This is a genomic window from Trichormus sp. NMC-1, assembly GCF_001858025.1.
GTDB lineage: Bacteria > Cyanobacteriota > Cyanobacteriia > Cyanobacteriales > Nostocaceae > Anabaena.
The window spans coordinates 8,232-27,394 of record NZ_LZQD01000006.1 but is presented as its reverse complement, the minus strand read 5'-3'; the positions used below and the strand labels follow the sequence as shown (position 1 = coordinate 27,394).

13 protein-coding genes are annotated in these 19,163 nt (G+C 39.3%); 7 read left to right on the top strand and 6 right to left on the bottom strand.

The features are described 5' to 3' along the window. The first annotated feature begins 119 nt into the window (after nucleotides 1–119). The 3 genes from A9Y75_RS18325 to A9Y75_RS18315 all read left to right on the top strand — a co-directional run bounded on the left by A9Y75_RS18325 (nucleotide 120) and on the right by A9Y75_RS18315 (nucleotide 2,206). Entirely contained in the window at nucleotides 120–503 is a 384-nt protein-coding gene (locus A9Y75_RS18325) for a hypothetical protein (protein ID WP_071190979.1), read from the top strand. Between the two features lie 3 nt (nucleotides 504–506). Further along, a complete protein-coding gene (locus tag A9Y75_RS18320; protein ID WP_071190978.1) occupies nucleotides 507–1,289 on the top strand; it encodes a caspase family protein in 783 nt (260 codons plus the stop codon). Nucleotides 1,290–1,408: 119 nt separating this feature from the next. Further along, a complete protein-coding gene (locus A9Y75_RS18315) occupies nucleotides 1,409–2,206 on the top strand; it encodes a GUN4 domain-containing protein (protein WP_071190977.1) in 798 nt (265 codons plus the stop codon). 52 nt (nucleotides 2,207–2,258) lie between these two features. Here the strand turns inward: A9Y75_RS18315 and A9Y75_RS18310 are convergent, their stop codons facing one another. From A9Y75_RS18310 to A9Y75_RS18290, 5 genes are all read right to left on the bottom strand, one after another. Next, on the bottom strand, nucleotides 2,259–3,026 hold the full coding sequence (locus tag A9Y75_RS18310; RefSeq protein ID WP_071190976.1) for a transposase: 768 nt from the start codon (nucleotides 3,024–3,026) through the stop codon (nucleotides 2,259–2,261). 350 nt (nucleotides 3,027–3,376) lie between these two features. After that, entirely contained in the window at nucleotides 3,377–4,813 is a 1,437-nt protein-coding gene (locus A9Y75_RS18305; RefSeq protein WP_071190975.1) for a SagB family peptide dehydrogenase, read from the bottom strand. A 380-nt stretch (nucleotides 4,814–5,193) separates the two neighbouring features. Then, nucleotides 5,194–7,422, bottom strand: a complete 2,229-nt coding sequence (locus A9Y75_RS18300; protein ID WP_071190974.1) for a TOMM precursor leader peptide-binding protein — start codon at nucleotides 7,420–7,422, stop codon at nucleotides 5,194–5,196. A 354-nt stretch (nucleotides 7,423–7,776) separates the two neighbouring features. Next, nucleotides 7,777–8,103, bottom strand: coding sequence for a hypothetical protein (locus A9Y75_RS18295; protein WP_071190973.1), 327 nt, complete (start codon nucleotides 8,101–8,103; stop codon nucleotides 7,777–7,779). Between the two features lie 128 nt (nucleotides 8,104–8,231). Further along, on the bottom strand, nucleotides 8,232–14,015 hold the full coding sequence (locus tag A9Y75_RS18290; RefSeq protein WP_201788427.1) for an AAA family ATPase: 5,784 nt from the start codon (nucleotides 14,013–14,015) through the stop codon (nucleotides 8,232–8,234). 570 nt (nucleotides 14,016–14,585) lie between these two features. On the opposite strand from A9Y75_RS18290, the gene lpdA reads away from it, so the two are divergent. The 4 genes from lpdA to A9Y75_RS18270 all read left to right on the top strand — a co-directional run bounded on the left by lpdA (nucleotide 14,586) and on the right by A9Y75_RS18270 (nucleotide 18,770). After that, complete coding sequence (gene lpdA, locus A9Y75_RS18285) at nucleotides 14,586–16,016, top strand: dihydrolipoyl dehydrogenase (RefSeq protein WP_071190972.1); 1,431 nt, start codon at nucleotides 14,586–14,588, stop codon at nucleotides 16,014–16,016. A 151-nt stretch (nucleotides 16,017–16,167) separates the two neighbouring features. Beyond that, nucleotides 16,168–17,052, top strand: a complete 885-nt coding sequence (gene trpC / locus A9Y75_RS18280) for an indole-3-glycerol phosphate synthase TrpC (RefSeq protein ID WP_071190971.1) — start codon at nucleotides 16,168–16,170, stop codon at nucleotides 17,050–17,052. Nucleotides 17,053–17,234: 182 nt separating this feature from the next. Then, nucleotides 17,235–17,483 (top strand): DUF5340 domain-containing protein, encoded by a 249-nt coding sequence (locus A9Y75_RS18275; protein ID WP_071191222.1) that lies wholly within the window; start codon nucleotides 17,235–17,237, stop codon nucleotides 17,481–17,483. 135 nt (nucleotides 17,484–17,618) lie between these two features. Further along, complete coding sequence (locus A9Y75_RS18270) at nucleotides 17,619–18,770, top strand: alanine--glyoxylate aminotransferase family protein (protein WP_071190970.1); 1,152 nt, start codon at nucleotides 17,619–17,621, stop codon at nucleotides 18,768–18,770. 70 nt (nucleotides 18,771–18,840) lie between these two features. On the opposite strand, the gene A9Y75_RS27770 is transcribed toward A9Y75_RS18270, so the two are convergent. Continuing rightward, entirely contained in the window at nucleotides 18,841–19,041 is a 201-nt protein-coding gene (locus tag A9Y75_RS27770) for a hypothetical protein (RefSeq protein ID WP_143046450.1), read from the bottom strand. Between the last annotated feature and the right edge of the window lie 122 nt (nucleotides 19,042–19,163).

Below are 19,163 nucleotides of genomic sequence, written 5' to 3'. Positions count from 1 at the left end.
TAGCGATCGCTAAAATTGGACTTTAGCGCTAAAAAGTGGCAAAAATTACCTGATTAACGTAATTTATCGGGCTGATATTGGTATACTTATGAATAAATTTGTAATAACAGCCTGTTACTATGTTGGACACATCCAATTTTCAAATTACCATTGCCTTCACTGATACAGACTTAGACGACGAAGACAAGAATCAGGAAGTGCAGAAGCTACGGAATACACTCCAGTCGCTAGACGAAGTAGAAAACGTAAGGGGAGTTATTGACCCCAACCCCCCAAAGGACGGCCGAGGTGCAGGTTTGATACCAGGATGGTTAATGGCTGAGGTAAAACCAGCCAATGCTTTAAAATTGTTTGGGGTTTTAAAACGCTTGGTTAAGCAACCAATTAAATTTAATGTTAAAGCCTCAGATGGTAGAGAAATCAGTCTAGAAATCAACAACAAAGAAGAATTTGAATTTTTTTATCAGAAAGCACAGGATTTTATTAACAACAAACAGGACTAGATAATGAGGAAGTTTGCACTGCTGATAGGGGTGAGTGAATATCAACATGGATTAAGTCAGCTAAATGGGGTTGTGCAAGATTTAGAAAAAATGCAGCGAGTTTTACTGCATCTAGATATGGGTGGCTTTGCTAAAGATGATGTCACAGTCCTGAAAAACCCCGAAAAAATAGAGATGGAAAAAGCGATTGAACAGCTTTTTTCCAACCGAGATAAAGATGACTTGGTACTATTGTACTTTGCTGGTCACGGTATCCTTGATTTTAATAGTAATAAATTCTACATAACAAATAGCAAGACAGAGCGAGATATCCACAAAAACTTGGTTAAGGCTACTGCTACTGAGGCTACTTGGATAAAGGATAGAATGAACGAAAGCCGTTCTCGGCGAATGGTTGTAATTCTTGACTCTTGCTTTAGCGGTGCTTTTGCAATGAAAAGAGCGGTCAGAAGTGCTGATATTACTGTAGATATTAAAACTCAGTTGGGAGGTGAAGGAAGGGCAATTTTGGCTTCTTCTAGTGCTACTGAGTATTCTCAAGAAGAATCATCAGGTGGAATTTATACCAGTTATATTGTTGAAGGTATTGAAACTGGTGCGGCTGACACTGATAATGATGGTTATATTTCTGTTCAAGAACTTCATGAGTTTGCCTTTAAAAAGGTACATGAAGCAGCACCCGCGATGAAACCACAAATTGAGACTTCTCAAGAAGGCTACAAAATTAAAATAGCAAAAGCACCTGAAGGTGATTTAAAATTAAAACTTGAAGTGAAGGTGATTTAAATTTAAAATTAAAACTTGAAGGTGATTTAAAATTAAAACTTGAAGGTGATTTAAAATTAAAATTAGAGTATCGCAAGAAAGTAGAAGAATCAGTTATTAACGGTGAAATTACTGGTTCATTGAAGGAGTATTTAAAAGTAGTACAAGAAATATATAAACTATCAGATGATGACGCTGGACAAATTGAAAAACAAGTCTTAGAGCCACATCAAAAATATCAGGAAAGCCTCAGACTATATGAAGGAAATTACACAAAAATTATTAGTGATGGAAAAATTCCTGAACAACAAAAACATAAAGTCTTAAAAGACTTACAGCAACTATTAAATTTAAGAGATGAGGATGTAAAACCTATTCATGATAGGTTAATTTCACCTGCAAATAATCCCCCAGAAACACCACCAACTCCACCTCAAACTGATAACCTATCCTCAGAAAAAGGTATAGACTACACCACACTGCGTGACCTACTAGCAGCACAAAAATGGCAGGAAGCAGATAAAGAAACCTACGAAGTTATGATTAAAGCTGTAAGTAAAAAGTCTGGGGACTGGCTTACAAGCGATGAATTATTAAATTTCCCATGTAAAGACCTCCGCACAATTGACCAATTGTGGGTAAAATACAGTAAAGGAAAATTTGGCTTCAGCGTCCAAAAGGAGATATACTTGAGCGTGGGTGGTAAGGCTGATGGCAAGTATTATTCAGATGCCTGGGGAAAATTTGTGGAAAAAGTAGGATGGAAAGATGAAGTTACCTATGATGCGTCTCCCCACGGACACTTACCTTTTGATATTATTTACCTTAAAGTAGTCGGACACTTACCTTTTGATATTATTTACCTTAGTTTAATAAATTTAAAGAGTAGGTCTCTTCTCTCTTCTCTCGCATCGAGACTTGTAAACTGTAACATCTAAGGCTTTCCAAAATTTGTAAATATTTATTACAGCCCTCTTTCCCACGCTAGAATCAACATTTGCGATTTTCGTTACCTGGCACGGCAGAGAAAAAGCTATTTGCGTGGATAAATTTTTCTGCTACCTCCTGCACCTCTGTACTTTCCGTTACCCTTTGCTTATCCCACGGTAAACTCATCTGTCCGGGTGACTTCTTCCCCTTACCGCTTTTCTTCATTGACGGTAAAAACCGACTTCCCCAATAGTTTCTTTTTTCTGGTTTGGCCTTTGGTTTATACCTCTTGCAAAACCCGCGATATTTAGCTGCACATTCTTCCAAAGTTCTCCCCAGTTGCAAAAATGCCGGATGCCATTGAGTGATACCATCATTACTCAAGCGGTCATGAGTACCGTAATTACTAAAGTCATAAAAAAATCCTTGCTGTATTCCTGCTGCTTTCGGGTTAGCGTGGATATATCGCAAAGTATTTAACGCCCGACGATAATCTGTATTCTCAAAACCTGTACTGTGATATCGCTTTTCCCAAAAATGCCCTGTGCGGTTCAGCATTCGATTAAAACACATAGCAGTGTACCAGTTTAACCAGTGCATAACTTTTGGTAATTCTTCTGGCTGTTTTGGTTCTAGGAGATAATGAACATGATTACTCATAATGCACAGTGCATAGAGTTTAAAACCATACTTTTGTTGTGCTTTTTTAATCGCATAAAGAAAAACTTCACGACATTCTAACCGTGTAAGTCGAAATTCGCGGTTATTGCAACGGGTAGTGATGTGATAACAGAAACCTGGTTTACAATTGCGTTTTGGACGAGACATGAGATTTTATTTTGTAGGGTGGGTTAGAGGATGTTTTAAAAGTTTTTAATGTATAAATAAAACCCTCTCCAAACCTCTCCCCGACGCGGGGAGAGGCTTTGAAACCCCCATTCCCTGGTAGGGAAGGGGGGCAGGGGGGTTAGGTTCTTGGAAATTATTGGTTTCATCTAATACTTTTCAAACAACCTCTTAGGCGCAACAAACAATCATGGGTTCTATAAGATAATTATTATTGTGCGCCGTAACCCACCATGAATATTGATGCTTAATGGTGGGTTACGCTGTCGCTCTTGCGAAGCCATGCCCGCAAGGGCTTTACCCACCCTACAATTTCACTTTTCAAACATTCTCTAAGACGGCTTGGTACATAGAGCGAATTCGCCAACAGATGACTCAGCATAGTAGTCTGTGCCTACGGCAGTGGCAAATAAATCTGCATTGCCGCAACCAATAGCGCAAGGGGCTAAATCGAGACTAGTTGCCACTAAATACATGGTTTGAAATACAGTGCCTACATTTTTCAGAATATTAGCATAGGCAATGGATTCGTAATACCAGGCGATTCTAGAAAATCGAGCCGCTAAAATAATTAGAACTTGAGGAGTTTGTTCATGATGATTATTTTGCGCTGCTTCCACCAGTAAAGCTTCTACTTGAGAAGTTCTAGGAGACACTAAAGAAAGTTGATGTTCTTGAGGATTGTAATGGTACAAACCAGAGGGAATATGATCGCAACTATTAATTATAGTATAAACTTCTAATTCATAGCAAGCTCCGGCACTGGGATATGGTCGATTACTCAGTTCTTGTGTGTCTATTTTGAGGATGTTTCTAACTCTGAGTGAACGGTAAAGAAATTCTCCTAATTGGCGATCGCTAATTACTTGGTCGCCATAATCTCGAATTGATTTTCTCTCTTCTAAAACCAAAGTAAAAGATAAATCATCTTTTTTGAGTGCTTCTATATCCGGTCGATATAGGGAAATAACACTGTCCGTTACCTGACTTTTAATAGCAGGAAGTGGGGGAATTTTGCCCAAAAAGCGATAGGTTCTTTCCACTGGTTGGCGATGTCTTCCGGTTCTGACTTTACTGTGAAAAAGTAAATCGTGAAATTCCCATTGCACAAGTGCATCCTGTTGATCTTCGGCAATTTCTCCCCCTGTTTCCACTTCCGAAAGCATCTTGGCTGTGTCCAGCAAATTGAGAAATTGTTGGACGACATTTGCAGAAATGCCAGATATTTTTTCGCAAAGTTGAGAGTAAGAGCATGGTTGATTAAGTTCAGCTAAAATAGCACCTCCTCGCCAATCTGCTATTACCAACTGCACCTTAGATAGGGGGGATTCCAATACTATTTGATTGTTATGGCGATGCAAATAAGCAAACCGTGATAAAACATAAGAATATTGGGGAGAAACTTCTTGAATTTTAACTTGAATTTTAAATATAGGTGCAGGTACAAGAGGAACCACCTTGACTAGCGGTGTTCCGTCTGCACAGAAAGTTTGACATATCAGTCCAAGGCGTTCAAATTGTTCAAGATAATAATAAAATTCAGGCAGCTTAGAGAATCCATCAGTTTCCTGAACCAGAGAACTCAGTTGTTCTCGCGTTCCTCCCTCACCGCAAAGTGCTTGCCAAGCTTTCAATATTCCCAGAGAACACTTGGTTAAAGAAAGCGTATTTTTAGAGTAGGTTGCAGTTTGACAGTGAAGCACCCATTCCTGATTTTGCTGCTCTAGAGATATGTTAGGTAAAAAAGAAAGGATGGAAGTTTCAGACATAAGTAGGTTGGCGTTAAAAATTGTCGTTGGGATAAGGCAGGGGGCAGGGGGCAGGGAGAAAAAGGTTTTTAGCCTTATTTACTTTTCTTTAGATAGTTTGGTTTTATTCTGCCCACCTGACTTGAGAATAAAACCCCACCCCTAACCCCTCCCCGCAAGCGAGGAGGGGAATAAGAAGTTCTTTTTCATGTGTTCTGGTGTACGCAGTTCATGATGGCTACTTATAATTAACAAATTATCCTAAAAACGGTTAATATCTCGACTTTATGAGGATAACAAAATTCAAAGCGAAAACTTCAATAAAAACTCTGCGTCACTTTGCGTTTACCTCAGCGAACCTCTGCGTTTAAAAATAAAGCTTCCAAAGGTTTTTATCATAACTAAAAAATTGATTGAGGATTTAGTTTTTCTTCTGGTAGCGGTTCTGAGAGCCATCCTAACTGTATGGGGAGATTGTAAAGTCTTCCCGGTGCTAATCTCCGCCAATAATGGCGCATCCCAGGAACAATCACTTTGACTACATTTAAATTGATATCGGGACGAGTTTGATCCAATACAAACATAGACATTCCCTTATTTTCTACAATTTTTTGGCAAGCTAAAACATCATCGAGTAAATCTTCATGGACAAACTGATGATAGTCAGAGGAAATCTTTTCAGGTAGGTGAGGATGGGGAAAAAGATAGGCACTATCTTCAATAGTGGTTTGCTCCGATTTATGATTGTTTGAGTCAGAGTTTGTCTCCCGTGCTGCTAAAACCGAGGGGAGTGATTGATTAACTTCAGTTAAAGCTCTGGTAATTGCTATTTTGGCATCGAAATGCGCTCCAAAACCTAACAATCGTTGACTAACTTTTTGATCGAAAGTACTAGAAATAGCGACAAAAGTGGGAATGCCAAAATCGCTGGTAACATCAAGAACCCAAATCAGGCGTTCAATTGTGCGGTAATATTCTTGTAATCCCCGAATGTATGGGTCATCAAAACTTGCTAAATTTACACCAGGTCGCTGCAAGCGATTATACCACCACAAACAAACGCTATCCCGCTCTACCAATTCCATAAAACCTTGCAGAATAGCTTCTTCCATATTATTGCCGGCGGCGGCTCCGTTGGAGTCTGCCCAGCAATCGGGACTTTGAGAGCGAGGATAACCGTAATAGCAATAAGCTGTAGGTAAATATTTGAAGGTTTGATCCGTTAAAGACCAAATGGGAGTCCAATCAATTATTCGAGAGGTATCGAAGGGTTCTGGTATTTTTTGATGGGGGGGACAATTGACATTCCAAAGATGTCGATTTTGATATTGTTTGGAACTAAAATTTAGGCAGGTATGGGGATGAATAGCTGTTTTACCTAAGTCTTGATAAGTGGCGCGAATGCGGATTTCGTCGCCCTGAAATGTTCCAGAATAGCGTTCTATGGCTTCGCACAAACCGCTGGCTTTGGCTTGGTTTACGGTTTTACCTTTACCACCGCTGCGACCTCTGACTGTTTGGCGCAGAAAATAAAGGTCGTCGAACATGAGACCAAAGTTGTGTCCAGCTACATAGGTGTGATTCCAGCGGTGGGTGGGGTGAGAAAGGCGATTGAGATTTCGCACGACTCCGGTAATCGGACTAATGTGATGTTCGTATTTTGCTAAGGTTTCTTCTGGGGTGAGGCTGCGATAGCCACCATCTTCGACAAAGGCTTTGGGACGACTTTGTAAATTGATGGGGATGGAAGAGCGAGTAGGAGCGTATAATTCAACTTGGCCACAACTGCGACATTGGGGACGCTGAACTAACTGATGGGAAACCATTTCTAGCGATCGCAGATTTAGGGTTATGACCCGACTTTCTAAGGGTTGATTTTCTGCCTGTGCAACCCATTTCCCCACTTCTGTTGCCGCTAAACCAAATGCAGTTTGCAGAGTAGAAGGTAACGCAGCTTTAGAAGTCGGGAAAGAAGCGGCTTTTCCTTTTCTTTGGTGGATAAACGCATCTACAGGACGATTGCCTCTTAATCGCTGTGCTAAACATTCCCAACAACCTGTTCTTCCAGGATGGAAAATCGGACCAATCCACAGCACAGTTCCCACTGGTTTAATTAACATCCAAGGTTGCTGTAATTGGAGTGCTTTTTGATTAAAAATAGCCAGTTCATCCCGCAGGTAATCATCTGTTAAAACAACCTGATATTTTCCCTGCTGATTTACCTGAAGATTCAATGATTCTAAACTTGATACAAATAAGTGAGTGGGAATATTACCAAAGGTTGTTATCCCTACTTCATCTGTTGATTGCAAATAAGATACTTGCTGATTATTTATGGGTAAGCTATCCCAAAAAGCGCTTGCTTCAGGAGATAAATTGCTATGGTTTTCAACAATATAACCCTGCTGTTCTAATCGCATCAAACCATAGTAAACTTCCGGCGCAGATACTCTATCTGCCAGTAAATTAACTAACTCTTCTACTGTGTGAGAACCATCCAGCAAAGGAGCTAATTTTTGATAGATTTGTCCGGTCAAAAATATAGGATCTTGCTCCCAGAGTAAAAAGACACCTTCTGGTTCTACTACTTCTATATGAAAGCAATGCTTAAATCTTGGTTGAAGAATCATGACCCTAAATTATAGTTTTTATTTAACCCTGCTCTGTGGAGGTCATGGTTGTTATATTATAAGTGCTGTTTGCGGCCATACCCTCAAACTTGGGAGAGAAGAATCATACTCCCCTCCCAACTATGGGGGCAATTCAATTGCGTAGATATTGCCAAGAAACTCAATACAATCTAAGTGGGACTTTAGCCTTTTGGTAAAGGTATTGGCTGTAAAAAACGGGTTTTTTAACTTTCGCTAACTATTAGCAGCAACCGGGTATTCTATCAGGAGGAATTGCAAAGAGATTACCGCTAGTAAAAGCTGGTCGATTCACTTAACATTCATCGGTTTTGCGCTCTACATCACGGGCGATGTTTAGCAGCAAGCGGGTATCATTCCCTCAAGTTCTTTGGAAAAGTTCTCTTTCGTCCAAACTGATAGTTCCTCCTCTGAAATATTGGCCGGTTTTGGTGGTACGGGGATACGCCAAACTACATAACCTGCTTCCGAACCAACACTCCAGTTATATGTGGATTGATCAATAATCACCTCCACACCTTCAGGGATTTCGATCCCTTCGCGTTGCAGCATTTTTCTGGGGTGATTAATTAGTTTTTCCTTAAACTCAGCGTCTAGCCATGCTTTGGCAATGATTTGAGAAACTTGCTGGCCGATTTGCTGCCATCCTGCTTGTAGTACCATGTTTCCTTGTTGACTGTGTTTAATTGAATACTTTGTTAGATTGTACACCAAAGCGCAATAACCAGCAATAGAATTTAGCTTGACCGTACTTTTGCTGGAAAACCCTATAATTTAAGCTAATTTCCAAATTACGATTGCTGACAGCGTTCTACATAAATTTGAGAAACTCGATCTCCTGGGTTACAGCGCAAACAATCTTTAAACAGTTCTGCTGCTTCCCTAAAATAACGATTATTGTAGAGCAATAAAGCTTCTTCAAAGATTAAGCGAGTCATTAACTTACCCTCTCGCAATTCCGGTGAGTCAGCATCAAAGACTTCAAAAATTGACACCATTTCTGATTTACCTTTAACTTTCACTTTGTCAATCAGACGAATATGATATTGGTTAGCATTTTCCAACCGGGAAAAAGTATGGTGACTAATTAACAGTGACACCCCATAATTTTTAGTCAATCCTTCAATACGGGAAGCTAAATTAACAGCATCACTAATCACGGTCCCATCCATGCGGTTTTGTCCACCGACCGTACCTAACATCAAAGAACCTGTATTGATGCCAATCCCAATTTTAATGGCCGGATACCCCACACTTTGTCGATTTTGATTATATTCAACTACCCTTGACAACATATCAATAGCTGCTTTTACCGCATCATCAGCACTGCGACTAAACAATGCCATAATTCCATCACCAATGTATTTATCAATAAAACCTTGATTCTCGATAATGGCAGGTTCCATGCGACTTAGATAGGAGTTAATAAATTTAAAATTATCTTCCGGGTTCATAGTTTCTGATATACTTGTGAAGTCGCGAATATCAGAAAATAATACTGACATTTCTTGCTGTACATTGTCGCCTAATTGGACATCAACAATGCTTTCTTTTTCCAACAATTGTAGAAATTGACGTGGCACAAAGCGGGAAAAAGCTTGGTTAAGTTGAAAAAGTTCATTAGTGAATCTTTCTTGTTCTGCTTGGGATTTTTTGCGTTCTGTAATATCTTGAAAAGCGATAATAGCATAAGCAATATTGCCTTGCTCATCAAATATTGGTGTTCCCCAAACTTCTATGGGAATAACTTTGTCTACTTGGCAGATTTCCATATCATCAACAGTCGTCGTTTCCCCTTTTAATGCCTGCATTAAAGCATCCCGTTCTCTCAGGTTTCTTCCTAGATAAACTTGATAAAGTCCTGCCAGTTGTTCATTATGTTGTTCATTATAAGTATGGGTAGCTATTTCTTGACCAAGAATTTGCTGTGCGGTACGATTGGCGTAGTAAGGTTTACCATTTCCATCTACCACAAATACACCTACTGACACGGCTTCTAGGAATTGAGCTAACCGTCTCTCACTTTCTTTGACTTCTGAATAAAGTTTGGCATTTTCAATTGAGATAGCCGCTTGAGAAAATAAAATTTTTAATACTTCCAACCTATCAGCAGTAAATGCACCTGTGGTTAAATTATTTTCTAAATACAGAATGCCAACTAATTTCCCTTGATTGATAATAGGAGAACATAATACTGATTTGGGTTGATGTTGGATGATATAGGGATCAGCAGCAAAAATTTTTTGGGTAGTCGCATCATCGAATACGAGGGTTTCTGATGTGCGCGAGACATAATTGATTAAACTAACTGGAATTTCTGAACTAGATTCAACTGGAATTGACTTTAATAAAGAGGTTACGCATAATATTTCTAAGTTGGTAGTTTCACTAAATCCAGTGGCTTCTATTACCAAATTACCTGCTTTTTGTAAGATAAAAGCACATTTTTGCGCTCCGGCATTTTTAATGGCTGCTTGCATCAAAGTTGAAAGTAATTGCTCTAAAATGATTTCTCCAGACAGAGCTTGAGAAACTTCAATTACTGTCGCTAAGTCTAAAACTGCTGAATTACTTGTGCTAGTAGAACAAATAGTTCCTTTTGTCATCTGAGCGAGAGTATCGCTAGTATTTATGTTAGTGTGTCGGTTAAATATGGGGATGAGTAATTGAGGATAACGTTTTTCTAAATCCTTCAATTTGGCTTTTGCCCCCCAACGAGCATAAGCGTAGTAAGCATTAATTAAATAAGTTTGAGCAATTGGTTGGTAGCCCCAAGCAAGATAAAATTTGGCTGCTAATTCCTGAGCTAAGGCTTCTTCGTTGAGATACTCATATTTTCGAGATTCAGCAATAGCACGTTCGTAAAATTCCATCGCTTTGACATTTTGACCAAAAATTCGATATTGCTCTGCTTCTACTAGATAAAATTTATGCATATAATTCATTGGAGCCAGTTTTGCCCATTTATGCATTTTTTTCTGGTTAGCTTGCACTTGAGCGAGAAGTTGTTTTCGTTTTGATTTTGAAGTGTCTGGATAGATTGCTAGTCGAGACAAAGAATCGTAAAAATAAAATAGAGGAACAAATGGCGAACCTACGACTGATTCTAAATTCTTTGCGGCTTTTTCTGCGTTTTCAATTGCTTGTATATAATCAGCAAACAAATAGCAGAGGATAAGTTTATTAAAATATAAATTATAAGTAGCAGTTTGGTCATTTGCGGACAGATGAACTGGCAACATTATCTGTTCGTCATACACTTTGCCGCTTAAAATACAGGGATTTTCTGGGGTTTCAATTAAATTTAAAACAGCTTGATGATAAATTTGATTGTAATTAAGGGCAGTTTTTTGTTTGAGTTTATCTATAGCATCATTGTAAGTCTGCATTTCTTTAGCAACTTCGCCTAATTCTTTACCAATGGCGTATAAACGAAAGCAGTATTGATGAGCAGAATAAGCAGCAAATTCTAAATCTCCAGTTTCCAGTCCACTAAAATAAGCATCTAATAAAGGTTTTACTCCTTCTTTGGCGTGATCTTTCCAATGAAAGATAAAGTTATAAACATGAAATAAGGTTTGGGTTTTGGCTTCTTTAGCATTTAAACTTTCTAACAAACTTAAAGCTAGTTGTCCAAATTGATAGCCAGTGTCAATATCTCCGACAATGCCACAAAGTATCAATCCGTAAGTAGCGTAAACAACTACAGAACCAGAAGTATTACCGTATTTAACTGATAGTTTGAGTAATTTAAATATAATCAACGGATATAATTGAGGAGTGCTTAAATAAACAGCAGATTGGACGCTTAATAGAACTTGCATTGCTGCTAACTTCAATGGCTTGCTCATTAGCGGCAAGTTAATTAAATCGGCTGGTTTTTTCCTAGCCAAAGTTAACTTTGTTCCCAACATTCCCAGCAAAATATTTAAATTACTGGGTTTTTCTGGAAAGTTAACTCCTAATAATTTCACCACCGATAAAGCTGTCTGCACTGCTTTTAACAGTTGGTTTTGTACTGTATAAGCTTGAATTTTAATTTCATAAATTTTTATTTTATCTAGAAGTGATTGGGCTTGCTGTATCACTACCTCAGATAATTTTTCTATCTGCTCAAAATCAGTGCCGAGATAAGCTGCTTCTGCGGCTTTTTCATATAATGCTAATGTTAGGTTATACTGATTATCCCAACTGTCTGCTGCTAAAAGCTCTATTCCTACATTTAAGTATTTGGTAGCAGCCGTATAAGCAGTAGCAGCTAAGGCTTTAGTTCCAGCAATTAAATTTAATTGAGCTAGTTCATCTCGTTCAGCTTGATGATCAAGAAGATTTATGCCAATATTCAACTGATTGACAATTTCAAAAATCTTTTCTTCTCGTGCTTCTAGAGAAATATTTCTCAAAAGCAGTTGTCCAATTTTTAGGTGTGTAGACTGTTTTTGGCTTTCTGGAATTAGGAAATAAGCTGCTTGCTGCACTCGATCATGCAAAAATTTGTAATAAATTATGATTTGTTCTCGGTTATTTATGATTGGGTTTTGATTACTGAATGATGGATCTTCTTGAAATAATTTATAAGTTTCACTTTGAGGTAAAATTAAACCTTCTTGTAACCCCAACCACAAATCTGCTGCTGTTTCTGCCTGAGATTTTTCATAAACAATCGCTAGAGTATCCAAGTCAAATTCATTGCCAATACAAGCAGCCAGTTTTAATACTTCTTGAGTCTTATCTGGTAATTTTTGCAATTGGTTAGCCATAAATTCAACTACATCATTGCTGGCTGCTAAGGACTTAACTTGTGTAATATCACACTGCCAGAATCGGGAATTAAAATCAAAAGAAATTATGCCGTCTTGATGTAGAGATTTAAGAAATTGATTAGCAAAAAATGGGTTGCCTTGGGTTTTTAGATGCACCAATTCAGTTAAAGGCAAGGCTATTGCTGAAGGACAATTTAAAGTATCAGCAATCAAGTGGTTGAGGTCATGCACATTTAATGGTGCTAAGGTGATTTGATTAATTATGGCTTGATTTTTCTGGATTTCATCTAATGTTAATATGAGGGGATGAGTTAGATGAACTTCATTGTCACGATAGGCTCCTATTATTAATAAACAACTGAGTTCTCCCTCTGTCATTAATAGCTGAATTAATTTTAATGAGGCAGAATCAGCCCATTGTAAGTCATCTAAGAAAATAACTAGGGGATGTTCTTTACTGGCAAATACTTGAATAAATTTTTCAAATAATATATTGAACCGATTTTGGGCAGCGGTGGGGGGAATTTCTGGAACTTTTGGTTGTTTGCCGATAATTCTTTCTAGTTCGGGAATAACATCAATAATTACCTGTCCGTTTTCTCCTAATGCTGACAATATTTTGGTCTTCCATGAGGCTAGAGATCCGACTCTTTCTGTGAGTAACTGCCGCATTAAATGCTGGAATGCTTGCACTAAGGCAGAGAAAGGAATATTGCGCTTAAACTGGTCAAATTTACCGTCAATAAAGTAACCATGTTGGCGGACAATTGGTTTGTGAACTTCATTTACTATGGCTGTTTTTCCAATTCCCGAAAATCCTGCCACCAGCATCATTTCGATGGTTCCCTGACTGATGCGATCAAATGCTGCTAACAAGGTGAAAACTTCTGTTTCCCTACCGTAGAGTTTTTCGGGAATAAAAAATCTGTCGGAAATATCTCTTTGTCCTAAAATAAATGGGGTAATTTCGCTGTTAGTTTGCCATTTTTGTAAACAGTTTTCTAAGTCGTACCGGAGTCCAAATGCACTTTGATACCTTTCTTCCGGGGTTTTCGCCATCAATTTAATGATGATGTCGTTAACTATCTGGGGAATGGCTGGATTAACCTCAATGGGGGGAATAGGTTTTTGAGCAATATGGCAGTAAACTAACTCCATTGGGTCATTTGATTGGAAGGGAAGTCTGTTGGTTAGCAGTTCGTAAAATGTCACTCCTAGGGAATAGAAATCGGTGCGATAATCAATACCTCGGTTCATTCGTCCCGTTTGTTCTGGGGACATATAAGCTAAGGTTCCTTCTAGCACGTTAGGATTTTGAATTTCCTGATTTTCTCTGAGTAAAAGAGAGGAGATACTGAAGTCTATTAGTTTTACTTGTTTAGTTTGGGGATTAATTAAAATATTGTGCGGCTTGATATCTTTATGAATGATATGGTGATGATAAAGTCTTTCTAAAGTTTCGGCAATGGCAATGGCTATATTCAGAAATTCTTCTAAGCTGAGGTTTTTGGAGTTGTTGTATTCTTTGAGGGAGATATCGCCAAAGTCCTCCATTACTAGTGCAAAACCATTGCGGTAGTTTTCTAAGCTAATGGGGGAGATAATCCCAGGTAGGTTGAGGTTTTTGGCAATGATGTATTGATTGCGGAACTGCACAAGTTCGGCAAAAGTGGGATACTCGCTTTTGTGCAGTTTGATGACAATAGATTTTTGGTCTGATTCTTTAATTCCCCGATAAACTAGGGTTCTGGAGCCATCATAGATTTTTTCGTTTACCCGATAGCCTGGAAGTGTGATCATCAATTTTGTCATCTCTGTCATCTGCCTTCAGGACAATAATAACCGAATTGACACTCCCCTACTTAGAAGTTATGTGGTTAGAGATTATGAGTTATTGCCCAAAACAAAATATGATCCGTATTATGGTGAGGCAACTGCCATGAAATTCGACTCCTCAAAACTTTTCAAACATCCTTTGAGAGCATTTTTAACTTCATTGTGATATGCAGCAGGGAACTCTTAACAGGGTTGAAAGTCTTTTGTTATATGGCTTTTTTTCTGAAATTTTGTATTTCATTTACCTGAAATCTGCTGTAAGTCGTATTGTGGCCTTTTCAAAACAAAAATATATTGAATATTGATACATATAAGCTAAGTCTAGGCAGTATACAGCAAATACTCAACACATCATCTATACCGAAACTCAAAATTATCGGAAAATCCGCTAAAATTGCACAGTGTCATTAAAAACCCATTATCCAAATATAACTATAATTTTACCCAGTCATCCCCATTCTGAACACTAACGCACCGGCTGAAATGTTTGAACAGAGGGGATATACAGTTATAAAACAAGTAGGCTAAAAAAACGGGGAGACTAACGTGAGTTCTGAATTTGATTACGATTTAGTGATTATCGGCGCGGGTGTAGGTGGACATGGCGCAGCCCTACACGCCGCTAACTATGGTCTGAAAACAGCGATTATCGAAGCAGCAGACATGGGGGGAACTTGTGTCAACCGGGGCTGTATTCCCTCTAAGGCGCTGTTGGCGGCTTCGGGAAGGGTGCGGGAGTTACGCAACGCTCACCACCTGAAATCTTTGGGAATTCAAGTTGGTAATGTAGAATTTGATCGGCAAGCGATCGCTAATCATGCCGATAATCTTGTTTCTAAAATTCAAGGAGACTTAACCAACAGCCTCAAACGTTTGGGAGTCGATATCATTCGCGGTTGGGGAAAAGTCGCTGGGACTCAAAAAGTCTCCGTGACTACAGACAAAGGTGAAAAAACCATCACAGCCCAAGATATCATTCTTTGTCCCGGTTCTGTTCCTTTTGTTCCTCCCGGAATTGAAGTAGACGGTAAAACTGTCTTTACCAGTGACCAAGGAGTAAAATTAGAATCCTTACCCCAATGGATAGCGATTATTGGTAGTGGTTATATCGGTTTGGAATTTTCTGATATTTACACCGCTTTGGGCTGTGAAGTCACGATGATTGAAGCCCTAGATGTGTTAATGCCAGGATTTGACCGCGATATTGCTAAACTGGCAGAACGGGTTTTAATCGCTCCCCGCGATATTGAAACCAAAGTGGGAATATACGCCAAAAGAATAATTCCCGGTTCTCCCGTGGTGATTGAATTGGCAGATTTCCAAACTAAAGAAGATCTAGAGGTTTTAGAAGTTGATGCTTGTTTAGTAGCGACAGGACGCATTCCCGCAACCCAAAATCTTGGTTTAGATTCTGTGGGTGTGGAACTGGATAAACGGAATTTTATCCCCGTTAATGACAGTATGGCGGTACTCTCAGGTGGTGAAGTTGTCCCCCACCTCTGGGCTATTGGCGACGCAAATGGGAAAATGATGCTGGCACACGCGGCTTCTGGTCAAGGTATTGTGGCTGTAGACAATATCCTGGGTAAAGGCAAAAAAGTAGACTATCGCAGCATTCCCGCAGCCGCTTTTACTCATCCCGAAGTTAGTTATGTGGGTTTAACGGAAACAGCAGCCCAAGAATTGGGTTTAGCTGAAGGCTTTGAAATTGCTACTAGTAAGAGTTATTTCAAAGGTAATTCTAAGGCTTTGGCAGAAAAAGAAGCTGATGGTATCGCTAAAGTGATTTACCGTAAAGATACTGGTGAAGTTTTAGGTGTGCATATTTTCGGATTACACGCTTCAGATTTGATTCACGAAGCCTCCGCAGCGGTAGCTAACCGTCAATCTGTGCAGAACCTGGCTCATTTGGTTCACGCCCATCCTACACTATCAGAAGTGCTGGATGAAGCTTATAAAAGAGCGATCGCAAGTTAGAAGAAGGTGACAGGGAACAGGTGACAGGTGACAGGTGACAGGTGACAGAAAGATAAATATTTCTCCTCCCTCCGCTGCTTCCCCTGCTTCCCCTGCTTCCCCTACTTCCCCTACTTCCCAGTTCCCACCGTTTCCTGTTCCCTGTTAAAAAATGCAAATTCGTCGTCGTTCACCTAGTCAAGCCATTGATGTTTCTATTTTGGGCTATAGGATAGCTCTACCAGATTCAGAACCAAATAATATTTTAGAAGAAATTGTCTGGCAAAAAGAGATAGAAGTTGAGAAAATGCGGGAAAAGCTGCCTTTGGCAGAATTGCAGAAAAAGCTAGTCTCTGCACCCCCAAGTCGTGATTTTATCGCCGCACTCCGTCAAGGTAAAACCAAACCCGCACTGATTGCTGAAGTTAAAAAAGCTTCTCCTAGTAAAGGAGTTTTATGTGCAGATTTTGACCCAGTAGCGATCGCACAATCTTATCAAGCCGGTGGTGCTAGTTGTCTTTCTGTACTCACAGATACCAAGTTTTTTCAAGGTAGTTTTGAAAACTTATCTTTGGTTCGTGCTGCCGTATATTTACCATTACTATGTAAGGAATTTATCATTTATCCTTATCAAATGTATTTGGCGCGAATTAATGGCGCAGATGCGATTTTATTAATAGCTGCAATTCTTAGTGATCAAGATTTACAATACTTTGTCAAAATTGCTAACAAGCTAAAAATGGCAGCTTTGATAGAAGTCCATAGTCTAGAAGAACTTGATCGAGTTTTAGCCTTAGATGGTGTTTCCTTAGTTGGTATAAATAATCGCAATCTAGAAGATTTTTCTGTTGACTTACAAACTACCTGTCAACTACTGAAAGAAAGAGGTAGCCAATTGCAGGAAAAAAATATTCTTGTAGTCAGCGAGTCAGGACTTCATAACTCAGAAGATTTAAGTGTAGTGGAAACAGCAGGTGCTTCAGCAGTGCTGATTGGTGAGTCTTTAGTAAAACAACCAGATCCGAAATTGGCAATTACTAATCTTTTTGGTAAATAACAGCAACAGGGAACAGGGAACAGGGAACAGGGAACAGGGAACAGGGAACAGAAGAAAAATACATAATCTCCCAATGACCAATGCCCAATGCCCAAACTTTGTTTCCTATGTAACAATTTAGTGGAAAGAGATACACTCTGAGTAAGATGAAATCTCAAAGAAAGCACTCTCAAACTAACTTCATGGAGCAACTTCCTCTACCTGCACCTATCCACTATGAACTTATACTTCAAGTTTTAGAGAAGCAAACCATGAGCGCAGTAAGTCAAAACTCAGATTTACGGCATCAGATCAGTCAGCTAATTATTACCATGCGAAAAGCTGCGGCGCAACAGAAGCGACTGGAGGAAATTTGTCAAGCTTCTGCTGTCGTGGTTGATCATCGTTGGTCACTTAATCATCTTGGGGGAAAAGTTATTACTCCTGATTGATACCTACAGCAGATGTCGCTCTCTCAGGTACTATAAACTGATGACGAAATTTGTAGATGAATATCTAAAATTTGCCATCCGATTTAACCATCCTCACACAAATTTGACTTTTATTTGACTTTTAGGATAGAGATAATGGACGATAAGTTGATGTTGATGATTCCTGGCCCCACCCCGGTTCCAGAAGCGGCTTTACTGGCATTAGCCAAGCATCCTATTGGTCATCGTACCAGTGAATTCAGCAACATGATGGGTGAGGTGACAGAAAACCTCAAATGGCTACATCAAACTGCAAGTGATGTACTAATGCTGAATGTTAGCGGTACTGGTGCAGTGGAAGCTGGGATAATTAATTTTCTCTCAAGCGGCGATCGCATTTTAGTTGGTTCTAATGGTAAATTTGGTGAACGTTGGGTAGAAGTAGGCCAAGCTTTTGGTCTCAATGTCGAAGCTGTTACCGCAGAATGGGGACAACCTTTAGACCCAGACAAGTTTGCACAAAAGTTGCAAGCAGACACCAACAAGGAAATCAAAGCTGTAATTATCACCCACAGCGAAACCTCAACGGGTGTAATCAATGATCTAGAAGCTATCAACCGCCACGTTAAAGAACATGGTCAAGCCTTAATTATCGTTGATGCTGTCACCAGTTTAGGTGCTTACAATGTACCTGTAGATGCTTGGGGTTTAGATGTAGTCGCTTCTGGTTCCCAAAAAGGCTACATGATTCCTCCCGGTTTAGGATTTGTTTCTGTCAGTCCCAAAGCTTGGGAAGCTTACAAAACTGCGAAATTGCCAAAATATTATTTAGATTTAGGTAAATATCGCAAAGCTACTGCTAAAAATACAACTCCTTTTACTCCCCCAGTTAACTTAATGGTGGCACTACACACCACTTTGGGGATGATGAAAAAAGAAGGTTTGGAATCAATCTTTACTCGTCATGAACGGCAGAAAAATGCTACCCGTGCAGCAATGAAAGCCTTAAATTTACCATTGTTTGCTGGAGATGATTGTGCGAGTCCAGCAATTACAGCCGTAGCAACCCCAGGAATTGAAGCGGATAAAATTCGGTCATTGATGAAAAAACGCTTTGATATTGCTTTAGCTGGTGGTCAAGACCATCTGAGTAATAAGATTTTCCGAATTGGTCACTTGGGTTTTGTGAGCGATCGCGATATCCTCAGCTGTATAGCCTCACTGGAAGTAGTTCTCTTAGAAATTGGCCATGAAAAGTTCAATTCTGGCGCAGGTGTAGCCGCAGCAGCGAGAGTTTTTGCACAATAGTTAATAGTCATTGGTGATTGGTCATTGGTGATTGGTCATTGGTCATTGGTCATTAGTCATTAGTTATTGGTCATTGGGAATATTTTATTTTTCTTCCTTCTGACTCCTGACTCCTGACTCCTGACTCCTGACTCCTGACTCCTGCCATAACATTAAAAGAGCGAGTTAAACAAATAACTCGCTCTTTTAGTTTGAATTTAAATGAGTATAAACAGTCTGAATTAATCGTTTTATCTCTCAAACTTTGCACAGGGCAGAGTTGATGTGACATACCTCAATTCTCCTGAAGTAGCTCAACTATCCAACATTTAACTTGACTACAGCCAGCGGTCAAAATTCTCACCAGCAATCAATTTTCTAATTTCTAATTTTGATTTTGAATTTCTAATTTTG

Excerpts from the sequence above, each read along its gene's own strand:
- A9Y75_RS18290 (WP_201788427.1), bottom strand. The coding sequence starts at position 14,015 with ATGACAAAATTGATGATCACACTTCCAGGCTATCGGGTAAACGAAAAA.
- A9Y75_RS18270 (WP_071190970.1), top strand. The coding sequence starts at position 17,619 with ATGGACGATAAGTTGATGTTGATGATTCCTGGCCCCACCCCGGTTCCA.
- A9Y75_RS18300 (WP_071190974.1), bottom strand. The coding sequence starts at position 7,422 with ATGATTCTTCAACCAAGATTTAAGCATTGCTTTCATATAGAAGTAGTA.
- trpC (WP_071190971.1), top strand. The coding sequence starts at position 16,168 with ATGCAAATTCGTCGTCGTTCACCTAGTCAAGCCATTGATGTTTCTATT.
- A9Y75_RS18275 (WP_071191222.1), top strand. The coding sequence starts at position 17,235 with ATGGAGCAACTTCCTCTACCTGCACCTATCCACTATGAACTTATACTT.
- A9Y75_RS18325 (WP_071190979.1), top strand. The coding sequence starts at position 120 with ATGTTGGACACATCCAATTTTCAAATTACCATTGCCTTCACTGATACA.
- A9Y75_RS27770 (WP_143046450.1), bottom strand. The coding sequence starts at position 19,041 with ATGTCACATCAACTCTGCCCTGTGCAAAGTTTGAGAGATAAAACGATT.
- A9Y75_RS18320 (WP_071190978.1), top strand. The coding sequence starts at position 507 with ATGAGGAAGTTTGCACTGCTGATAGGGGTGAGTGAATATCAACATGGA.
- A9Y75_RS18295 (WP_071190973.1), bottom strand. The coding sequence starts at position 8,103 with ATGGTACTACAAGCAGGATGGCAGCAAATCGGCCAGCAAGTTTCTCAA.
- A9Y75_RS18310 (WP_071190976.1), bottom strand. The coding sequence starts at position 3,026 with ATGTCTCGTCCAAAACGCAATTGTAAACCAGGTTTCTGTTATCACATC.
- A9Y75_RS18305 (WP_071190975.1), bottom strand. The coding sequence starts at position 4,813 with ATGTCTGAAACTTCCATCCTTTCTTTTTTACCTAACATATCTCTAGAG.